General features: G+C 49.6%; 12 protein-coding genes and 1 pseudogene. 2 read left to right on the forward strand and 11 right to left on the reverse strand.

The genetic code is table 11. The features are described 5' to 3' along the window. Positions 1 to 60 precede the first annotated feature (60 nt). The 6 genes from AC0L4K_RS13825 to AC0L4K_RS13850 form a co-directional block, all read right to left on the reverse strand. Positions 61 to 4,887: an NAD-glutamate dehydrogenase gene (locus AC0L4K_RS13825; protein ID WP_473266731.1), complete on the reverse strand. Its 4,827-nt coding sequence runs from the start codon at positions 4,885 to 4,887 to the stop codon at positions 61 to 63. Between the two features lie 317 nt (positions 4,888 to 5,204). After that, on the reverse strand, positions 5,205 to 6,509 hold the full coding sequence (locus AC0L4K_RS13830) for a TRAP transporter large permease (protein ID WP_417226287.1): 1,305 nt from the start codon (positions 6,507 to 6,509) through the stop codon (positions 5,205 to 5,207). Continuing rightward, entirely contained in the window at positions 6,509 to 7,027 is a 519-nt protein-coding gene (locus AC0L4K_RS13835; protein ID WP_417226289.1) for a TRAP transporter small permease, read from the reverse strand. Before AC0L4K_RS13835 ends, AC0L4K_RS13830 begins: the two co-directional genes overlap by 1 nt. 58 nt (positions 7,028 to 7,085) lie before the next feature. Beyond that, positions 7,086 to 8,066, reverse strand: coding sequence for a TRAP transporter substrate-binding protein (locus AC0L4K_RS13840; RefSeq protein WP_417226291.1), 981 nt, complete (start codon positions 8,064 to 8,066; stop codon positions 7,086 to 7,088). Between the two features lie 209 nt (positions 8,067 to 8,275). Further along, positions 8,276 to 9,631 (reverse strand): sigma-54-dependent transcriptional regulator, encoded by a 1,356-nt coding sequence (locus tag AC0L4K_RS13845; protein WP_417226293.1) that lies wholly within the window; start codon positions 9,629 to 9,631, stop codon positions 8,276 to 8,278. Beyond that, on the reverse strand, positions 9,628 to 11,571 hold the full coding sequence (locus AC0L4K_RS13850; protein WP_417226295.1) for an ATP-binding protein: 1,944 nt from the start codon (positions 11,569 to 11,571) through the stop codon (positions 9,628 to 9,630). The genes AC0L4K_RS13845 and AC0L4K_RS13850 overlap by 4 nt, the downstream gene beginning before the upstream one ends. A 163-nt stretch (positions 11,572 to 11,734) precedes the next feature. Between AC0L4K_RS13850 and AC0L4K_RS13855 the strand changes: the two genes are divergently transcribed. Beyond that, on the forward strand, positions 11,735 to 12,796 hold the full coding sequence (locus AC0L4K_RS13855) for a TRAP transporter substrate-binding protein (protein WP_473266735.1): 1,062 nt from the start codon (positions 11,735 to 11,737) through the stop codon (positions 12,794 to 12,796). Positions 12,797 to 12,801: 5 nt separating this feature from the next. Further along, the gene (locus AC0L4K_RS13860; RefSeq protein ID WP_473266737.1) at positions 12,802 to 14,424 is read left to right on the forward strand and encodes a sensor histidine kinase; all 1,623 of its coding nucleotides are present in this window, start codon (positions 12,802 to 12,804) and stop codon (positions 14,422 to 14,424) included. Between the two features lie 61 nt (positions 14,425 to 14,485). Here the strand turns inward: AC0L4K_RS13860 and AC0L4K_RS13865 are convergent, their stop codons facing one another. The 5 genes and pseudogenes from AC0L4K_RS13865 to AC0L4K_RS13885 form a co-directional block, all read right to left on the reverse strand. Continuing rightward, a complete protein-coding gene (locus AC0L4K_RS13865; protein ID WP_473266738.1) occupies positions 14,486 to 15,418 on the reverse strand; it encodes an HDOD domain-containing protein in 933 nt (310 codons plus the stop codon). Between the two features lie 44 nt (positions 15,419 to 15,462). Further along, a pseudogene (gene cysG, locus AC0L4K_RS13870) lies at positions 15,463 to 16,892 on the reverse strand (siroheme synthase CysG). Positions 16,893 to 17,032: 140 nt separating this feature from the next. After that, complete coding sequence (locus tag AC0L4K_RS13875; protein WP_417226305.1) at positions 17,033 to 17,797, reverse strand: phosphoadenylyl-sulfate reductase; 765 nt, start codon at positions 17,795 to 17,797, stop codon at positions 17,033 to 17,035. 18 nt (positions 17,798 to 17,815) lie between these two features. After that, positions 17,816 to 18,295 (reverse strand): DUF934 domain-containing protein, encoded by a 480-nt coding sequence (locus AC0L4K_RS13880; protein WP_417226307.1) that lies wholly within the window; start codon positions 18,293 to 18,295, stop codon positions 17,816 to 17,818. Next, complete coding sequence (locus AC0L4K_RS13885) at positions 18,279 to 19,940, reverse strand: nitrite/sulfite reductase (protein WP_417226309.1); 1,662 nt, start codon at positions 19,938 to 19,940, stop codon at positions 18,279 to 18,281. The genes AC0L4K_RS13880 and AC0L4K_RS13885 overlap by 17 nt, the downstream gene beginning before the upstream one ends. Positions 19,941 to 19,983 lie beyond the last annotated feature (43 nt).

A 19,983-nucleotide genomic window follows, 5' to 3' on the forward strand; every position in this document is an offset into this window, starting at 1 on the left:
ACTCATATTTCATACTTAATAGTAGCAGAGGGCTAACAGTAGCCCCCTGCCCATTTAGTATTACTGCGCCTGAGCCAGCTCTAACAGTTCACGGATTGCCACGGTAATAATCGCGAAATCCTGCTGTGCACTGCCTCGCACTTCGTTCAGCAGCGACTGCCACCGATCTAACAGACGATCATTACTGCTCAGCCAACGTTCAACTAGCGCATCACCATCTAACTCAGCGTCGGATGCCGTCCCATCGGCGGCCATCAACACACTGACTGTAATCGCTTGCTGATGGCTGGTCAGATCTTCACGGAAGCCATCCCGTGCCATCGACTCCCAATGGTTACTCGCCGCAAGCTCTTTCACTTGCTCATCAAACCATTGCAACTGCAGCCGCTCACCCAGATCAAAGTGAATCTGTGCAACCTGCTGTGGTGATTTACCAGTCTGTTCGGCTGACCGAATAACACTGAGTAACGCGTAGAGGCTGTCGGCACCGGCAACAATCGCCGCCAGATCGCCAGGCACACCTGCGCCCGTGAGTTGATCATGCTTGTGCTGCCAGAGGTTAAGCGGTTCACCTTTGAGCAACTGCGATAGCTGACCGCTCAGCGTCGCGACACCCTCACTAAACTTATCCACCGCACCGGTGACATCCAAAGGCCGTTGATAGCGCAGGAACCACTGGGTGGCACGCCGTATTAAACGAATAACATCCGCCATCATCTGCTGTTGTAGCGCCGAATCCACTTGGTTATCCAAGGATTCAATCTGGTGCCACAGGGCATCGATATTAAACACATCTCGGGCGATCACAAAGGCCGCCGCGACATCACCAAAACCAGCACCGCTAATTTGACAGAGCCGATCCGCAAAGGTGATCCCCATGCTATTGATCATGCCATTGGCAATTTGGGTGGCGATAATTTCAGAACGCAGTCGGTGCTGCGAGATCTCAAGGCCAAACTCATTCACCAGCCGTTGCGGGAAGGCCGAGACCGCCTCACGACTCAAGTAGCTATCCTCGGTAATCCAGGATTCGCTCAACGCCTCTTTCAGCTCCGCTTTCACATAGGAGATCAATACCGAAAGTTCTGGCCGGGTTAATCCCTCTTGGGCTTGTTTACGGTGCTGCAGTAGCTCATCGGAAGGCATGAACTCGAGTTCTCGATCCAGCTTACCCGAGGCCTCGAGACGATGGATCAAACGAATGTATTCATCCATCGAACGACGCGCATGGCTATGGCCGATACTGATCGCCTGTGCCTGCTTATAGTTATTCTGCAACACCAGATCACCGACTTCATCGGTCATCTCACGCAGCAAGGCGTTACGCTGCTTGACGGTCATATCACCGTTAGCAACCACCTCATTCAGCAGTATCTTGATGTTTACCTCATGGTCGGAACAATCCACACCACCGGCATTATCAATAAAGTCGGTATTGGATTTACCGCCATTAGCACAGAACTCTATCCGACCTAATTGAGTAAAACCAAGGTTACCGCCTTCGCCTAACACCCGACAACGCAGCTGATTGCCATTGATACGCAGGCCATCATTGGCCTTATCACCCACCTCGGCATGACTCTCATGGGAGGCTTTCACATAGGTGCCAATCCCACCATTCCAAATCAGATCAACCGGTGCTTTCAACAGCGCGGTAAGCAGGTCATTAGGTGATAAGCGGCTCTCCTGAATATCAAAACGGGCTTGCATCTGCGGGCTGATATCCAACCACTTAGCCCCACGGGAGAAGATTCCACCGCCGGCGGAGATTAGCTCTTTGTTATAGTCTTCCCAGCTAGAACGTGGCAGCTCAAATAGACGCTTACGCTCAATAAAGCTGCTGGCGGCATCCGGGGTCGGATCGATGAAAATATGCAGATGGTTAAAGGCCGCACAGAGCTGAATATGCTCGGACAGCAGCATCCCATTACCGAAAACATCTCCGGCCATATCGCCAATCGCAACCACCGTAAAGTCTTCCGATTGAATATCTTTGCCGAGTTCACGGAAGTGCAATTTAACCGACTCCCATGCGCCCCGTGCCGTGATGCCCATACCTTTATGGTCATAGCCCTGTGAGCCACCGGACGCAAAAGCATCGCCTAACCAAAAACCGCGTTCTTCGGCGATAGCATTAGCAATATCAGAGAAAGTCGCGGTGCCTTTATCGGCCGCCACTACAAAATAGGGATCATCTTCATCATGTCGTACCACTTCAATGGGCGGAACCACTTCGCCGCCCACCAAATTATCGGTGATATCCAGCAACGCCGAGATAAAGATCTGATAACTGGCGATACCTTCCGCCTGAAAAGCTTCACGGCCACCGGTTGTGGGTAACTTTTTCGCGACAAAGCCGCCTTTCGCACCGACCGGCACAATCACCGAGTTTTTCACTTGCTGCGCTTTAACCAGCCCCAGCACCTCGGTACGATAATCTTCTAATCGATCCGACCAACGTAGACCGCCACGGGCAACTTTACCGCCGCGTAAATGCACCCCTTCAACCCGCGCCGAATAGACGAACACTTCAAACATGGGGCGAGGCTGAGGAATACCAGCGATCGCCCGAGGGTTGAGTTTAAAGGCAAAGTAGTCCTTCAACTCACCGGCGGAATCACGCTGAAAATAGCTCGTACGCAGGGTGGCTTTGATTAACTCAAGAAAGCGTCGCAGGATCTGATCTTCATTGAGATTGTCCACCTTCTCTAGAGCTTCGAGAATACTGTTGCTAATACGCTCCACCAGCGCCTCAGCTTTAGGATTGCCCCAACGGCTCGGATCAAAACGCGCCCGAAACAGAGTCACCAGCAACTTAGTCACATGGATATGTCGTGCCAGTGTACCGGCGATATAGGATTGTGAGAAGCCGAACCGAATCTGCTTATTATAACGAGCATAAGCTCGCAGCATCGCCACTTCTCGCCAATTCAGGTTAGCGCCGATGACCAGATGGTTAAACTCATCATTTTCGGCACAACCGCTCCAAATATTAGCGAAGGCCTCATGGAAAACATCTTTCACCTCTTCCAGCACAACCGGTTCAGCCCCCTGACTAATCAGGGTGAAATCATGCATCCAGAACTGCTTGCCATCACTACGGCTCACCGCATAAGGATGCTCACCGATCACCCGCATGCCGAGATTTTCCAGCACCGGGATCACATCCGACAGTACCAACGGCTCATCTGCGTGGAACAATTTAAAACGCAAAACATCTTGGCTCTGCTCCAGCACCCGGTAAAAGCTCATGGTCACCGGGTTAGTATCACTCAAGGCTTCGATACGTTGAATATCGTATACCGCACTCAAAACCGGGAAGTGCTCTCGGTAAGCGCTGGTAAAGGCATGACCATAATAGTTATGCAGTCGATTGCCCCGCTCTTCGCCACAGAGTCCCGTCAGTGCTGAATGCAGTTCATCGCGCCAGTCACGGGAAATATTAATCACATCCGCTTCCAACTGAGACAGATCAAGAGCGTCAGCCGTCTCTGGATCGATACGCAGAACATATTGCACCCGTGCCAGAATAGACTCACTGAAGGTGGTGGTAAATTCAGCCTCATCCGCATGACAAGCCTTTACCAGCAGGTCCTGAACCTGCAGCCGCAACGCCGTGGAAAAAATATCTCGCGGGACATAGTAGAGAAAAGTAATAAATTGATGACAGCGGTCTTTACGCACCAACAGTTTTACTTTGCGGCGATCGTGTAAGCTGAAAATACCCATCGCCGTATCGAGCAGGTCTTGCTCACTGGAGAGAAACAGCTCATCACGGGGCAAATCACTCATGATTTGCAGAAGCTCTTTGCCATTATGACTACGACGCTCAAAACCCGCACGTTTCAACACCGCTTCCGCTTTACGGCGGATCACCGGGATCATCAGCATCGGTTCGGAATACACCGATGAAGTATACAACCCATGGAAACGGCACTTAGCAATGACATTCCCCTGCGCATCAAAACGCTTAATGACCACTCGATCCATATAGGCCGGTCGGTGCACTAAAGAATAATGATAATCTTTCGCAAACATTAGCCGGCTAGGCTCTAAGAGAAAATCCCGCTCATCATCACGTAAATCATCCAGCAGGCTCGAATGCCCCTGGCCGGCATGTTTATGTAATTTTAAGGTGCCTAACTCGCTGCCTTCGCAACGACGCACACGTTCACCTTCGACACTCAGCTCATCGTAACCGAGAAAGGTAAAATGATTATCGAGCATCCAACTTAAAAATGCCTGAGCCTCGACATCATCGGGCTGGGCCGATGCTTGGGATAACTCATCAAGCAAAGTCTGAGCCTGTGTCTGCATCAAGTCGTAATCAGCAACCGCAATACGGACATTCTCGAGTACCAACAACAATGATGTGAGTATCGCTTTCAATTCAACCGGATCGCTGGTGCGGTCAATTTCCAAATAGATAATCGATTCCGCCTGGGCCGCTTCATGATCAGCATCAACAATGCTGACCAATTTGCCCTCATCTCGCTCAACGTGAAGCACCGCGTTATGAACGGTGTGAATGCCCAACCCACGACGGTTCAACTCCATGCGTATAGAGTCAACCAAAAATGGCATATCCCGTTGTACAATCTCGATCACAGTATGTTGTGACCACCAACCAAACTGCTCAAGATCAGGGTTATACACCCGCACTTTCGGCTCGCTGCCTGCAAAGCTTTGCAGGAACTGCCAACAGGACATGGTTGAGCCATAGAGATTATCTAATGAGCGTTCTTTGAGCTCGTCATAGGTCGACGTCTGGTAGTAGTAATGAGCGAAATTGACCGCTGTACTGGCCATCTCTGCTGGGAGTTTTTCGATAACTAAGTCATTCAGCGGCGTAAGCAACACTGATTTATCAGATGAGCGATCAGGCATTTTTAAACCTTCTTATTATTTTATATAAGTTCAGACAGAGAGCTGCCCAGAAGATACTAATACAATATAGCTGACAAGCACTTTTAATAACCCCCTTTCATGCCAATTAAACCTCCTTGTATGCCAAACAGGCTTAATAAGATGGAAACACGGCGAATAAACCACTGACAACACACAGACTCCTCCTCAATAAAAAAACCGGTTGTCACTCTCTTGATGTAAATAGTGGAGGACAACCGCTTTATAGCTCAACGGTGCAGCATAGTGCCGCAGCATTGTTAATCGTCTCTGGCTCTAAGTTTAATTGACTCTAAGCTTCACTGGCTCATAGACATCGGCAAATAGGTAACGATCTGCGGGAACAGATAGATCAATACCACCGCGAACATGATCAGCAGAAAAAACGGCAGTGCCGCACGAGCGACATATAAAATATTCTTACCGGTTAATGCCTGAATAACGAACAGATTGAAACCGACCGGCGGGGTGATTTGCGACATTTCAACCACCAACACGATGTAGATACCAAACCAAAGCAGATCAATACCGGCCTGCTGAACCATTGGCAACACCACCGCCACCGTTAACACCACCACCGAGATACCATCGAGAAAGCAACCCAGAGCAACAAACAGCACCGTCAAATAGATCAACAGCATGCCCGGTGACAACGACATATGCCCAATCCATTCGGCCAAAGCTCGAGGGATACCGAGAAAACCCATCGCCAATGTGAGGAAGTGCGCCCCGGCGAGAATCATCCCAATCATGCAGGAGCTCTTAACCGCGCCAGTCAAACTCGCCCCAAAGCTTTGTGCATTTAATGAACCGGTTACAGCCGCTAAAAAGAGTGCACCAATAACCCCTAACGCCGCCGCTTCAGTTGGGGTGGTAAAACCACCGTATATTGACCCCAGTACAAAGCCAATCAGACACAAAATAGGCAGCAGTAAACGCAGCGCTTTAATCTTTGCCGCCAGTGAAACATGGGTTTTATCATGCGGTGGCAGTTCGTTTTTATTCAGCAACGCCCAAATTACCGTATAGCCCATAAATAGCGTGACCAACAATAATCCCGGCAACGCACCGGCAATAAACAAACGACCAATGGAAACTTCCGCGGCCACACCGTAAACAATCAAAATTATCGACGGAGGAATCAATAGCCCTAAGGTGCCCGACCCCGCCAAGGTGCCGACCGCCATACGGTCGCTATAGCCCTGTGCCTTTAATTCCGGCAGCGTCATGCGGCCGATGGTCGCCGCTGTCGCCGCCGATGAACCAGACACCGCGGCAAAAATGCCACAGCTGAGCACATTAACGTGTAGCAGCTTACCAGGAAGACCGCTTAACCAAGGCGATAGACCTTTGAACAGATCCTCCGACAGTCGGGTGCGAAACAGTATCTCGCCCATCCAAATAAACAGCGGTAGTGCCGTCAATGACCACGAGGTACTGGCGCCCCAAGTAGAGGTCGCAAATAACAGGCCGATCTGATCATTGCCCGATAAAAACAGCCCTAGGATGCCCACCCCGAATAACGCCAGTGAGACCCAAAAACCCAACGCCAGCATAACCAACATAAACACAGCAAGCGTGATGCCTATCACGGTGATATCCATTACACATCCTCCAGTTGCAGTTCATTTTCCTGTACTTGGTAGGACGGGTTTTGACACCTTAATAAGGCGATAACATCATCCACAATAGCGATATTCAACATCAAGATCCCCAACGCAACAGGCACCTGAGGTAACCAGATAGGTACCGATACATAACCGGACGACACCTCTTCAAAAATGTAGGATTCCCATACCATATGAACCGCATAGAAAGACATAAAACTCACCAGCGTCAGCGCCAATAGCAGCACTAACAGTTCCTGATAATATCGGCTCCCTTTGCGCCAGTTCTGAATCACCAACGTCACTCGGATATGCCCCCCTTCACGGAAGGTATAGGCCAAGCCAAAGAAGGTAGCGGCAGCCAGTGCATAGCCTGAAAAATCCTCGGCTGACGGCACAATAAAGCCAAATAACCGAGCGACAATTTGGGCGGTGATAATCAGCGTAATCAGGACAATGCAGCCTCCCGATAGATACCCGGATGCCAGATAAAGCTTGTTCAGTAGAGAACGCATAGTACTCCCCTATTGCCTGGAAGCCCTGCCAGTATGACAGGGCTTGTTGGTCGCAAAATTACTGTTTGAAATTAGCCAAAATAGTTTCGATTTCAGGCGCTTCGGCTTGCCACTCCTCGATCATGGTTGCACCGATCTTATTCAACTCGCTCATTAACTCGGCAGAAGGTTCAGTCACAACAATACCGTTGTCGGCTAGGGTTTTCGTGTCTTCTTTCGCTTTCTCCCGCACACCGACCCAGCCTTTCGCTTCGGCATTCGCCGCCGCAGCTAAAATGACCGCTTGGGTATCTTTATTGAGACGTTTAAACGCACGCTTATTTACCACCACGATGTTCTTTGGAATCCAAGCACGAATATCGGTGTAGTGGCTAAGATAATCCCATGCTTGACCATTCACGCCGGTAGACGGTGAGGTGATCATCGCGTCGATAATGCCGGTACTGAAGGCTTGTGGAATTTCCGGCACCTGAACGGTAGTCGGTGAAGTATTCATCAGATCAGCCAAGCGCGAGGTCGACGGGCTATAGGCGCGCATTTTTGAACCTTCAAGGTCGGCTAATGAGTTGACCGGGGCTTTGGTATAGAGGCTCTGAGCAGGCCATGCCACCGTATACAGCAGCATCATGCCCTCTTTGTTCAGTTGCTTTTCAACTTCGGGCTTAGCCGCTTTCCAGAGTTTTTCAGCGCTATCGAAAGAGGTCGCCAGAAACGGAATATTATCGTGCTTAAACACCGGATGGGTATTACCCATGATGCCAATAAAGACTTCGCCAAGCTGTACCTGACCGGTTTTGACCGCGCGTGGGATTTCTGGGTGTTTGATCAACGAAGCACCGGAATGCACTACAATATCTAACTCACCCCCGGTCTTATTTTTGATCTCTTCAGCAAATTGATAGGCAATCTTTGTCGGCAAGTTTGCATCCCCATAGGGGGTTGGCATATGCCATTGAGATGCGGCTGAGGCCATACTGGCTGAACCCAACATCACGACAGAGGCACAGAGTACAGCGGCTCGCTTAATTACATATTTCATTTTTATTCTCCAAGTACAGGTTAGCTTGCGATAGCAGTGGCATTAACGACCATTAACTAACACTGACTAAAGCAACAGCTATACCAAACAGATAAAAATAAAATAAATAGTTAAAATACAATTAGTTAGATAAACCTAAAACAAGCCAAACAAACACTAATGAGTTACTTTTGACTCAACTAATTTAAAGCCAATGAGTCACTTTTGACTCAATCGCTGATAAAGTCGCTTCGCTCGATAGCGTGTTTCTTCATACGTAGATAGAGCTTCTTCCGTGGGATACCCAGTTTATCGGCAGTTAGCTCCACTTGCCCCTTGTTGGCTTTTAATGCCGCCGTAATTACCTGCTTTTCATAGCAGGCAACCATCTCATCCAACTGACCATCGCTGTCGATAGGGGCCGGTTCATTGTCATCAACAATCCCCAGACCCAAGACCCAGCGTTCCGCCACATTACGCAGTTCACGCACATTCCCCGGCCAAGTCCGCGAAGCGAGCGCTAACAGAAGGGATTCCGGTATCGGCTGACTATCGCGATTAAAACGTTGAGATGCCAGATCGGCAAAATGACTGAACAAAAAGGGAATGTCCTGCTTGCGCTGATCGAGGCTGGGAATATCAATACTGGCAACATTTAAACGGTAATACAGATCTTCTCGAAAAGAGCCTTCATCTGCCGCCACCCGTAGGTCAACCTTCGAGGCGCCGAGCACCCGGATATCCACCTTAATATCCGCATTCCCTCCCAATCGTTGCAGCACTCGCTCTTGCAGCACCCGGATTAAACGCACCTGCAACGAAGCCGGCATACTTTCAATCTCATCGAGAAACAGGGTTCCACCGCTGGCATACTCGATTTTACCAATACGTTTGTTATTCGCCCCGGTAAAAGCGCCGGCTTCATGGCCAAACAACTCACTCTCTATCAGCGTTTCCGCCAGCGCACCGCAGTTAAGCGCAACAAATGGCTTATTGGCTCGCGGGCTGAAGTCATGCAAACAGCGGGCGACCACCTCCTTACCGGTACCCGTCGCACCATTGATGATCAGGTCAACATCCACCTGAGCCAGCTGTATAACGGTTTCCCGCAGCCGCGTGATACTAGCGGTCTGACCAATTAAGCGATTATGAATTTCATGCTGGCCTTCAACCACTTGCCGTAAAGCACGGTTTTCCAACACCAGCTGGCGTTTCTTCCAAGCACGCTGAACAGTATTCAGATGGTGTTGGGGGTCGTCATTCTTTTCCAGAAAATCATAAGCCCCCATTCTAATGGCCTGAATCGCAATAGCGATATCCGAATGGCCACTAAACATGATGACCGGTATTTCGGCATCCACGTCGATTATTCTCTGCAATACCTCAAGCCCACCCATGCTCCCCATCCGCACATCGCAGATCACCACACCGGACCAGCCTAACGAACATTCAGCGATAGCCTCCAAAGGGTTTTCGAAAGCTTGGGCGTTATAGCCCTCTAGCTGCAGCGTCTGAATCATCGATTCACGGACGATCTCTTCATCATCGATAACGATTATCTGGCCATCATAGGTCGATGAGGTCATGACTTACTTCTCCGATATTCGGGTAACTGGATAGAAAATGAGGCACCTTGACGGGGTTCAAGATCGACGCTCAACTTGCCACCAAAACTATTAATGATGTTATAGGAGATCGATAACCCGAGCCCAAGACTCTGCCCCCGACGTTTGGTGGTAAAAAACGGCTCAAAGATCTGCTCCCGCAGCTCACGACTAATACCCGGGCCATTATCACTGACATGGATGGTTAACCAATCATTATGATGCCGACAATCAATATTGATCTGCTTCTCCGGTTGCTCATGTATGGCATCCAAAGCGTTCGTAACCAAGTTCAAAACCACCTGCTCCAACTGGATCGGGTCGGCATTGACCCAGTTTTGCTGGGCTTCAAAGGTAACGTGGATATCGGTTAGCTTTCTGACCTCATCCCCTGCCAACATCAGCAACACATTATCCACCACCTGTTGCAGTTCAACCGCCACCAGATTCTCTTTTTGTGGTCGAGCTAATGACTTCAGCCGGGTAATAATGATCGCCGCACGTTTCTTTAGGTTAGAGATCTGATTGAGGTTTTTCTCGACCTCCTCAAGCTTGCCGGCGTGAAGAAAACGAATGCCGTTGTGGGAGTAATGCCCAATGGCAGATAACGGCTGATTAATCTCATGGGCAATACCCGCCGAGAGCTGACCAAGGGCGGCTAATTTACCCGCCTGAACCAACTCTTCTTGCAGATTAGAGAGCTGATCCCTAAAGCTAACGAGCGAGCCCGCCATTGTGCCAATCTCATCGCCCCCTTTAACAACCACCTGCTGATCAAGATTACCACTCGCAATTGAACGCATACTGGCATCTAAGCTAGTGATTCTGGCCACCATATTTCGGCCAACGTATAACCAAACAATCAAAATAGATAACATTAAGCTCATGGCCACCAACAGCAGCATCCACACGCGACCTTTCTTGATCGTTGCTCGCACATTATTAGCCGAGCTCTGCGCCGCGGCTTCGGTATTCGCGGTCTGCACCGCAATCAGCTGATTTAAATCATCCAGTTCTTGACTGATCGCTAGCAACAACTGTTCACCAGCCTGCCCCGTCAGTCGCTCTTCACGCCTGATGGTGAAAATATTCCCCTCTCCCTGAGCCAACCGCACAATATTGTCCACCGACTGTTTTAGGTTTTGCAGCGCATACAGTTCATTCACGGCCTGCAAATCTTGCTGGATGCGCTTAACAATATCGGCGGAATGCAACTGGGTCGCGATCAGGGAATTAAGGTCTGGCAGGTGTCCCGCGCGATCAACTAAGTTAGTCAGCAAATTGACGTCCGCCTCAATACGGTACAAACGTTGCAAATCAGTATTGATCTCTCGCACCGACGCGTTACCAAAATAGTTTGTTACCGCCCAGCCATCGGGATAATTCTCATTAATACGACTAAACAGGTGCAGCTGCGCATTTTCAGTGACCGTTTTGATATCCGCTAGGAAACTCGCACCTGCCCATCGAAGACGCTGATTTTCCTTTGCTTTGTGCTGCTGTATGGCGAGATTATTGACAACATTCTGATCGAGTTCTGACAGGGTCATCTGCAGCTTTGTTATCTGTTTCAGCAAAGAGCCTTGCCGTTGCGGGTCGGGCGTCACCGCAGCAATCAACGGTAACAAGCCCTTCATCATGGTGATATTGAGATCAAGATCCGCCAAGATTTGTTGACGGCTCACTTCATCCTCTACCGCCAGCAGGGTCGGCGCCATAAGGGTTATTTTGGTGCCGCCCTCCTTTAAATCAGAGATCAGACTGAGGGTCTGGATATTGCCTTCAACCAAACGGCTCAGTTCATCCCCTAAACGGTCAAAGGAGATCCAACTAATAATCGTTGCCAACAGGGTCAGCGCACTCAAGGCACCAAAGGCTAAGAAAAAACGTCCTCGAATACCTAACTTATAACCACTTTTCATAAAAAGGACGCCATAATAAAACGATACTGAATAATAGCTATTTCAGCGGTTAATTAAAAATCCACCTCACCTGCCTAAGACAGTAGGTTATACTCAACCCTTATCATAATAGGCTAGGCGACATGACGCATCGAGCGCCCCCTGTGTATAAAAAACGGCAGATATGAAAACCATTAAACACTACATAGCGGTACTGTTAATCGGTCTAGTCATCAGCGGCATCAGCCGTTTAAGTGTGGCTAACGATACCATCATTATCAAAGCCGTGGGTACTTGGAGCTATTTCCATAACTACCCAAAACATGAAGGGCCTTTTTGGAATCAACATATTGCCGAAGTGTCCGAGGGACAAATTGTTGGTGAGATAAAGCCGCAGGATGAACTCGGTGTACGGGGCTTCGAGATCATGCGTCTGCTAAAGAATGGCGTGTTCGATTTCGCCTTTGGTTTGCCCGCTTACACCATGGAAGAAAGTGAAATATTCGAAGGCGCCGATCTCTCCTCACTGGTGCAGAATATAGCCATCCAACGAAAAGTTGCGAATGCTTACTTCCCGACGTTAGAGCGGGCGTTTTCCGAGAAATACAATGCTAAGTTAATGATGCTCTATCCGTTTCCAAGCCAGATGATCTGGTGTACGGAACCGGTCAACAACATTAAGGATCTGCAAGGGCGGCGCATCAGAGTCTTCTTAAAAACCCTTGCTGACTTCGTTGACGGAGCCGGCGCGATTCCGGTTAGTGTGCCCTATCATGATGTACCTGAAGCACTGGCCAAGCACAAAATCGATTGCGTCATCACCGGCAGCATGTCCGCTTATACTGCCAAACTGTATTCACAAACACCCTATGGTTTTACCCTCAGAGTCGGCTGGGGACTGGCATTCGGAGCCATGAACTTGGATAAGTGGAACCGCTTAAGTCCCCCTCAAAAAGCGTTACTGCAACAGGAGGTTGCCACCCTCACGGACAACATGTGGCAGGAAACCGCGACCGTCGATGACAGCGCGCTGACCTGTTTATCGAGCGGACCTTGCCCGATCGGCGACATGGGTAATATGACGCTCGTTGCTCCTTCCGAAACAGATCTCGCCATTCGTGACCAGATTGCCAAAGACGTTATCTTACCCCGCTGGACGCAGCGCTGTGGCCCGGAATGTGCCGCTAACTGGAACCGCACGGTCGGCAAGGTTATTGGCTTAAGGGCTGAGATTAATGTTCGGTGAGCCGGTTGAATAGATCACCTCTAAGCCAGCGTTTTTATGAACTGTGCAACCAAAAACCGTTGGGGCTACGCCTGCTGACAGCGATTTTGCTTTACAGCTCCGTCATTACGCTGATTGCCACCGCCACCCAACTGTGGCTCGATTATCGCTATGAACGATCGGCCATCGAGGAACGCTTACAACAGATTGAAGCCAGTTCACTTAACAGCCTCGCCAACAGCCTATGGGAGATAAGCCCGACTCAGATTCAGGTGCAATTAGATGGTATCTTGCAGTTGCCCGATGTCCGTTATCTGGAACTCAAATCCCAGTTTGGTGATCAATATACCGCCGGTGATAAACCCCATGTCGGCGCAACCGTCGAGCGGCATTACGCCCTAAACTACACCGATAGCAGCAACGAAGCGGTTAACGTGGGCGATCTGACCCTCATCGTCAGTCTTGATGAAGTGTACCGCCGCCTCGCGGATAAAGTGCTACTGATTCTCGCCTCCCAAGGCATCAAGACCTTTCTGGTATCGATCTTTATTCTGGCCCTGTTTAATCAGTTGGTTACCCGCCACCTCAGTACCATGGCGCAGTACGCCCAACGACTCAAACTCGATCAACTAAATACCCCGCTGGTGCTGAAACGTAAACCACGCCAGCGTGAAGATGAACTGAGCCAGGTCGCCAATTCGATGAACAGCATGCGTCAAGCCATGCTGATTGATATGGGCAAACGGGAGGATGCAGAACGTTCACTGGCCCGCTTAAACGCCGAACTGGAACAGCGTGTACTTGATCGCACCCAAGCGTTAGAACAGAGTAACGAAGAGCTGCGCGCGACACTGGAAAAATTACAAGAAGCCCAGCAGCAACTGGTCGAATCGAAAAAGTTGGCGGCATTAGGTGGTTTAGTCGCCGGGGTCGCCCATGAGATTAATACACCGATTGGCATCGGCTACACCGCCGCCTCCTTTCTTGCCGATCAAGCACAACTGTATCAACAGCAGCATCAAGATAATCCGCTCGCTCAAACGGCGGTCGAAAGTAGTCAATTGATCTGCCAAAATCTAGAACGTGCCGCTCAACTCATCCGTTCATTCAAGCAAGTATCGGTCGATCAGGCCAGCGAGCAACGCCGCCGCTTTGACTTGATTCAATACCTTGATGAAATCCAGCACTCATTGAGACCCAAATTGAAGCAGTCTAACCCTGAGATTAGTGTACAGGGCCCCTCGCTGCTGATGCTCAACAGTTATCCAGGCAGTTACTACCAGATTTTTACCAACCTGATACTTAACTCTTTATTACACGGTTTTGATAACCAAACCGGCGGCAAAATATCGATCACCATCACCCCTTATGCCGAGCGGATGATCATTGAATATCGAGATAATGGTGCGGGAATTCCTGACGGCTGGCATACGCGACTTTTTGAGCCCTTTATGACCACCAAACGCAACCAAGGCTGCAGCGGCTTAGGTATGCATATTGTGTATAACTTAGTCAGCCAGCTGCTTCAGGGCCATATACGCAGTCTGCCCGATAACAACGGGGCTCACTTCCAGATAGACCTACCCCTCACTCCGGACCAAACAGTCTTTAACCAACCGCAGAACAACATTGTAGGCGAACACACGTAACACATAAGTTGACGTCAGCAACGAAATAAACAAACTCAACTCGCGCAGAAAGAGCTAGTGGTCAGCGCCACTGACATTGCTCCGACAATGCCGGCAATTGCTCAATCAGACGTTCAAGAGGAAACTCAATCGGCGGCCAACTTGTATGGATACAATGATCTTCTATAGCGCCTTTAAGCTGGGTAGTCGACCAGGCAGGCCATTCTGGATTTTGCATCGTTAAAACACTGAGAGCATCGGCAAATTGAACGATCGTTAGCAACTGCTTAAACGCCACCGATACTGTTTTAAAAGCCCACAGATCATAGTGCTGATGAAACCGTAGCATATTAGTGAGCGTGCGCGGCAGATTCCAACGCTGGGCAACCCGATAGCCCATATCAGCATGATTAAAACCGTAGTGTTGTTGTTCCAGCTCGGACTGTTCATCCGCTGTATTCCAACTCAGAGTATCCCTGCTTTCACCCGCATTCAAGGATATATGCAGGAGTACAAAATGACCGATATCATGGATTAAGCCAGCCATATAGGCCAGATCACTGCTAACATTGAATGCACTGATATTCTCAGCCAAAAAACGGCTGTAGACAGCCACTTCAATCGAGTGACGCCAGTTGAACGGCTCATCCGGCATAATGATATCGGGATCGATAAGACTCAGCTTATCGATCAGCTTGAGGGTATTGAATACACCGATGCGCTCAAGGGCTTTTTCGATATTATAAACCGGCTTGAGCGGCCCACAGGGAACTGTATGGGCGGCACACAGAACTCTAGTCGCCAATAGAGGATCATGTTCAGCCAGCTCAGCAATCTTAGGATAAAAATCAACCGACTCCTGACTCAACTGCTTTAGTTGAGTCGCGACGCGGGGTAATAAAGGCAGTGTATTAATACACTGATCAATAAACTCAGGGCTAAATACTGTCGTTTGTTGCTCCTGCACAATGCCTGCCTCCACGCCATAGACACTCTTATTATAGTTATTATTCACCTATCGTCCGTTTATTCGGCATCATTCAGCATAAACTCAAACCCTTAGACCATCGTGGCATCCGGCAGAATTAAACCGTGATTATGCAAAACCTCCTCGCCAAACCATGCCAGATTGTCATGCAACTGCACTACTTCACCGACGATAATCAACGCGGGCGCCGGCAGTTTCGCCTGTGCCTGTAGCTCCGGCAAACTACTTAAGGTACCGGTTAACACTTGCTGATCCGCACGGGTGCCGTTGGAGATAATCGCCGCCGGCGTCTCTGGCGGTTTACCATGGGCGATTAACTGCTGAAACAGTGAGGGCAACGTGTGCAGCCCCATATAAAATACGATGGTTTGGTTGGGATGCACGAGTTCGTCAAAATTCAGATCGGAGGTGCGGTTTTTCAACTGGCCCGTTACCAATCTGACGGACTGTGCATAGTTACGATGCGTCAGTGGAATACCCGCATAGGTTGAACAGGCACTGGCGGCGGTAATCCCCGGCACCACTTGAAACGGAATATTATGCTGTTTGAGTGTTTCGAGCTCTTCCCCTCCGCGACCAAAGATAAAAGGATCCCCCCCTTCAAGCGCAGCACCCGGCGCCCCTGCAGAGCATGTTTAACGAGTAACTCGTTAATATCATCCTGGGGAACGGCGTGGTTATCACGTCGCTTACCAACAAAGATACGGTCGGCATCTCGACGACACAGATCGACAATGGCGGGCGATACTAACTGATCATAGAGCACCACATCCGCCTGTTGCATCAGCCGGAGCGCTTTAAACGTCAGTAGTTCAGGATCACCCGGGCCACCACCGACCAGATAAACTTCACCGACCTGATGGTCAGGATCAGCCGTCTCTAGTGCAGATTCTAACAACGCTCGGGCCTCTTTATCACGCCCGGCAAACACCTTTTCGGCCACCTGGCCTTGCAAGATTTTTTCCCAAAAGATGCGACGACGATCGACATGACTAAAGGTCTCTTTCACCTGCTGGCGGAACTGCCCCACCAACTTACCCAACCGGCTATAGCCTTGCGGAATCCAGGTTTCCAACTTAGCCCGCAACAAGCGAGCCAACACCGGCGACTCGCCGCCAGAAGAGATACCAATCACGATGGGCGAGCGATCAACGATCGCGGGGAAAATAAAGGTACACAGCGGCTGATTATCAACAACATTAACCGGAATATGCCGTTCAACCGCATCAAAATGAACCCGCTCGTTAAGCTGATCATCATCGGTCGCGGCAATCACCAGATAAGCATCGGTCAATAAACCGCTGTGATATTCCCCAACAATAACCTGACCATTGTGCTGCTCAATCAGCTCAACCAGCTCCGGCTCGACCCGATGCGCCACTACAATCACTCGCGCACCGGCCCGAGTTAACAGACTCGCCTTGCGCAGCGCCACTTGGCCACCCCCAACTAACAGAGCTGTCCGGTCGTTCAGCTTAAAAAATAACGGCAAATAGTCCAATGTGTCGTCCTCAGCAAGCGCGGTAAAATAACCTGATATAAAGATATTAAGGAAATACTGCTATCTAAAATAGCATACAAAAAAGCGATGCAGAAAAGAGCCCGCTAATAGCGGGCTCTTTTAAGTGATACAGGATCAATTTACTTAGGGAGAAAATCCATAATATTGACCGGTTTAGCCTCAACAGAGTGATCCACCGGGGTGCCAGGGTGTAAGCCACACTCCCGGGTTTCAGGGTTCTCCCACCACCAGCGTCCGGCGCGAACATCTTCGCCCTCGGCAACCGCTCGGGTACAGGGGGCACAACCGATACTCGGATAATGCTGATCGTGCAACGCGTTATAAGGCACTTTATTGGCTCGAATATAGGCCCAGATCTCTTTCTCAGTCCAATCCGCTAAGGGGTTAAACTTATCGATGCCGTTGCCTTCATCAAACTCTTTAAAACCGATCTCATCACGGGTCACTGATTGCTCGCGACGCAGGCCGGTGATCCAAGCCTCTCGATTAGCCAGTGCCCGCTTCAACGGTTTAATCTTACGGACAAAACAGCAGCCTTTACGCATCGCCTGACTTTCATAGAAAGCATTGACGCCGTTAGTCTGCACATACTCTTCGACATCGGCCGCGTCAGGATAGTAAACCTGCACCTTCAGATTACCGTAAAGCGCCTGCACATCGGTGAGCAACTTCAGTGTTTCTTCCGGCAAACGACCGGTATCGAGCACAAACATACCAATTTGTGGCGTATGTTTACTAATCAGATCAGTAATCACCACATCTTCCGCGCCAAGGCTGTTGGCAAACACAAGACCGGTATCTGAATACTCCGCCGCGGCCTGCTGTAGTACCGCAATGGTATGGGCAACTTTAGCGTCCAGTTCTGCGGTTAATAACTCACTCATGACTGATATCCTAGTCTGTTACTGGCGGAAAATAGGCCGCTCATCATCGGCACTGCCCTGATAATGGACTGGAATCTCGCCAAATGCGTTGAGAATATCATCGCTGTAGCGATCAGCCGGGATAGCAAAAGCATCGAAGCCACAACGCTGCATATGATCGAGACGATCACGACTGACATCACCTTCGGCACGGATCTGCCCGGTGAAGCCTGCACGACGCAATATCCGCGCAAAACTAAAACCCCGACCATCGGTAAAGGCCGGAAACTCAATCGCCACCAAAGACAAAGCAGTCAGGTGTTGCAACAGTAGATCAAGATCTTGATCACCGTTAATACGCACACCGAGTTTTCCCTTCGCGTTAAGCAATGAGTCGAGGTGCTGTGCAAACAGCTCATAGGGAACAACAATATCTTCGTTGATATGAGCCGTCAGATTATCTTCGTCAACCAGTAACCAGCTGTCTTCAACAACCGCTCGATTAATTAACAGTGGCATAAACTCTCTCCTTAAACGGTGCAACACCTATACGTCGTACGGTCTCGATAAAACGCTCTTCTTCTAGGCGATTTTCTACATACACTTGCAGGATCTTTTCAACAGTATCGGCAACCTCAGCTTGAGGTACTGATTTACCAATAATCTTACCCAGTGAAGCATCTTCGCGAGATGAACCACCGAGGGTGATCTGATAATAATCTTCACCGCCTTTATCAACCCCGAGAATACCAATATGTGCCACGTGGTGATGGGCGCAGGCATTGATACAACCGGACATATTCAGTTTGATATCGCCGATATCATAAAGGTAATCGAGATCATCAAACTTTGCATTGATCTGCTCAGCCACACCCAGTGTGTGGGCATTCGCGAGTGAACAGAAGTCAAAGCCTGGGCAGACGATCATATCGGTCAGGGTGCCAATGTTGGCGCGTGCCAAATTCAGATCACGTAATGACTGCCAGAGGGTGTACAGATCACCGGCGGCCACATGGGCGAAGACTAGGTTCTGATCGTGGGTACTGCGAATCTCACCAAAGTTAAAGGTATCGGCTAGATCTGCCACCGCATCCAACTGCACATCGGTGATATCACCTGGCGGTTTCAGATGAGGTTTTAGCGAAATAACCACCGCCCGATAACCAGCGATCTTATGTTCGCGGGTATTACGTTCATACCAAGCACGGAATTCAAGATTATCGGCCAGCTGATTTTCCAGCACAGACAACCCATCGACCGCATCAACCGCATAAGGATGAGGCTCAAAATAGCCTTTAATTTTGGTGATGTAATCATCAGTCAGCGCTAGCTCGGTTTCGCGAATGATGTCCCATTCGGCTTCAACACGCTTGCTAAACTCTTCAATACCTAACGCATTGACTAAAATTTTGATACGCGCTTTATATTTGTTATCCCGACGACCATTAAGGTTATAAACCCGCAAAATCGCTTCGAGATAGGTCAATAGATCACGCTTGGGCAAAAACTCACGGATCCGTTTACCAATCACCGGGGTACGGCCAAGGCCGCCACCGACTAACACTTCAAATCCCACTTCACCGTCAGCATTTTTAATCAAATGCAGGCCTATGTCGTGAACCTGAGATGCCGCCCGGTCTTCAGGGCCACCGGTCACAGCGATTTTGAACTTACGCGGCAGGTAAGCAAACTCAGGGTGGAAAGTAGTCCACTGACGGATAATTTCACACCAAGGACGTGGATCTTCAATCTCTTCCGGAACAATCCCGGCAAAGTGATCAGTGGTGGTGTTACGTAAACAGTTACCACTGGTTTGGATCGCGTGCATCTGCACTTCAGCCAATTCAGCCAGAATATCCGGCACCTCTTCCAGCTTCGGCCAGTTCAACTGAACATTGGTCCGTGTGGTAAAGTGGGCGTAATTTTTATCATACTTACGGGTGATATCTGCCAGTTTACGCAGCTGTACAGAGTTCATCAGGCCATATGGCACAGCAATCCGCAGCATCGGCGCTTGGCGCTGAATATAGAGGCCATTCATCAGGCGCAGGCCACGGAATTCCTCATCGGGAATTTCACCAGCCAAGAAACGGCGGGTCTGATCGCGGTATTGCTCAACCCGCGCATTGATCAGAGTCTGATCCTGTTCGTTATATTGATACATGTCTATTACCGCCGGCTAACCGGCCCTCACCCTATAAAAATTA

It is taken from the genome of Amphritea sp. GJ51-11 (assembly GCF_055808735.1).

Bases quoted from the DNA above. Each gene is read 5' to 3' on its own strand.
- AC0L4K_RS13825 (WP_473266731.1), bottom strand. From the start codon at position 4,887: ATGCCTGATCGCTCATCTGATAAATCAGTGTTGCTTACGCCGCTGAAT.
- AC0L4K_RS13830 (WP_417226287.1), bottom strand. From the start codon at position 6,509: ATGGATATCACCGTGATAGGCATCACGCTTGCTGTGTTTATGTTGGTT.
- AC0L4K_RS13850 (WP_417226295.1), bottom strand. From the start codon at position 11,571: ATGAAAAGTGGTTATAAGTTAGGTATTCGAGGACGTTTTTTCTTAGCC.
- AC0L4K_RS13885 (WP_417226309.1), bottom strand. From the start codon at position 19,940: ATGTATCAATATAACGAACAGGATCAGACTCTGATCAATGCGCGGGTT.
- AC0L4K_RS13855 (WP_473266735.1), top strand. From the start codon at position 11,735: ATGAAAACCATTAAACACTACATAGCGGTACTGTTAATCGGTCTAGTC.
- AC0L4K_RS13840 (WP_417226291.1), bottom strand. From the start codon at position 8,066: ATGAAATATGTAATTAAGCGAGCCGCTGTACTCTGTGCCTCTGTCGTG.
- AC0L4K_RS13845 (WP_417226293.1), bottom strand. From the start codon at position 9,631: ATGACCTCATCGACCTATGATGGCCAGATAATCGTTATCGATGATGAA.
- AC0L4K_RS13835 (WP_417226289.1), bottom strand. From the start codon at position 7,027: ATGCGTTCTCTACTGAACAAGCTTTATCTGGCATCCGGGTATCTATCG.
- AC0L4K_RS13875 (WP_417226305.1), bottom strand. From the start codon at position 17,797: ATGAGTGAGTTATTAACCGCAGAACTGGACGCTAAAGTTGCCCATACC.
- AC0L4K_RS13880 (WP_417226307.1), bottom strand. From the start codon at position 18,295: ATGCCACTGTTAATTAATCGAGCGGTTGTTGAAGACAGCTGGTTACTG.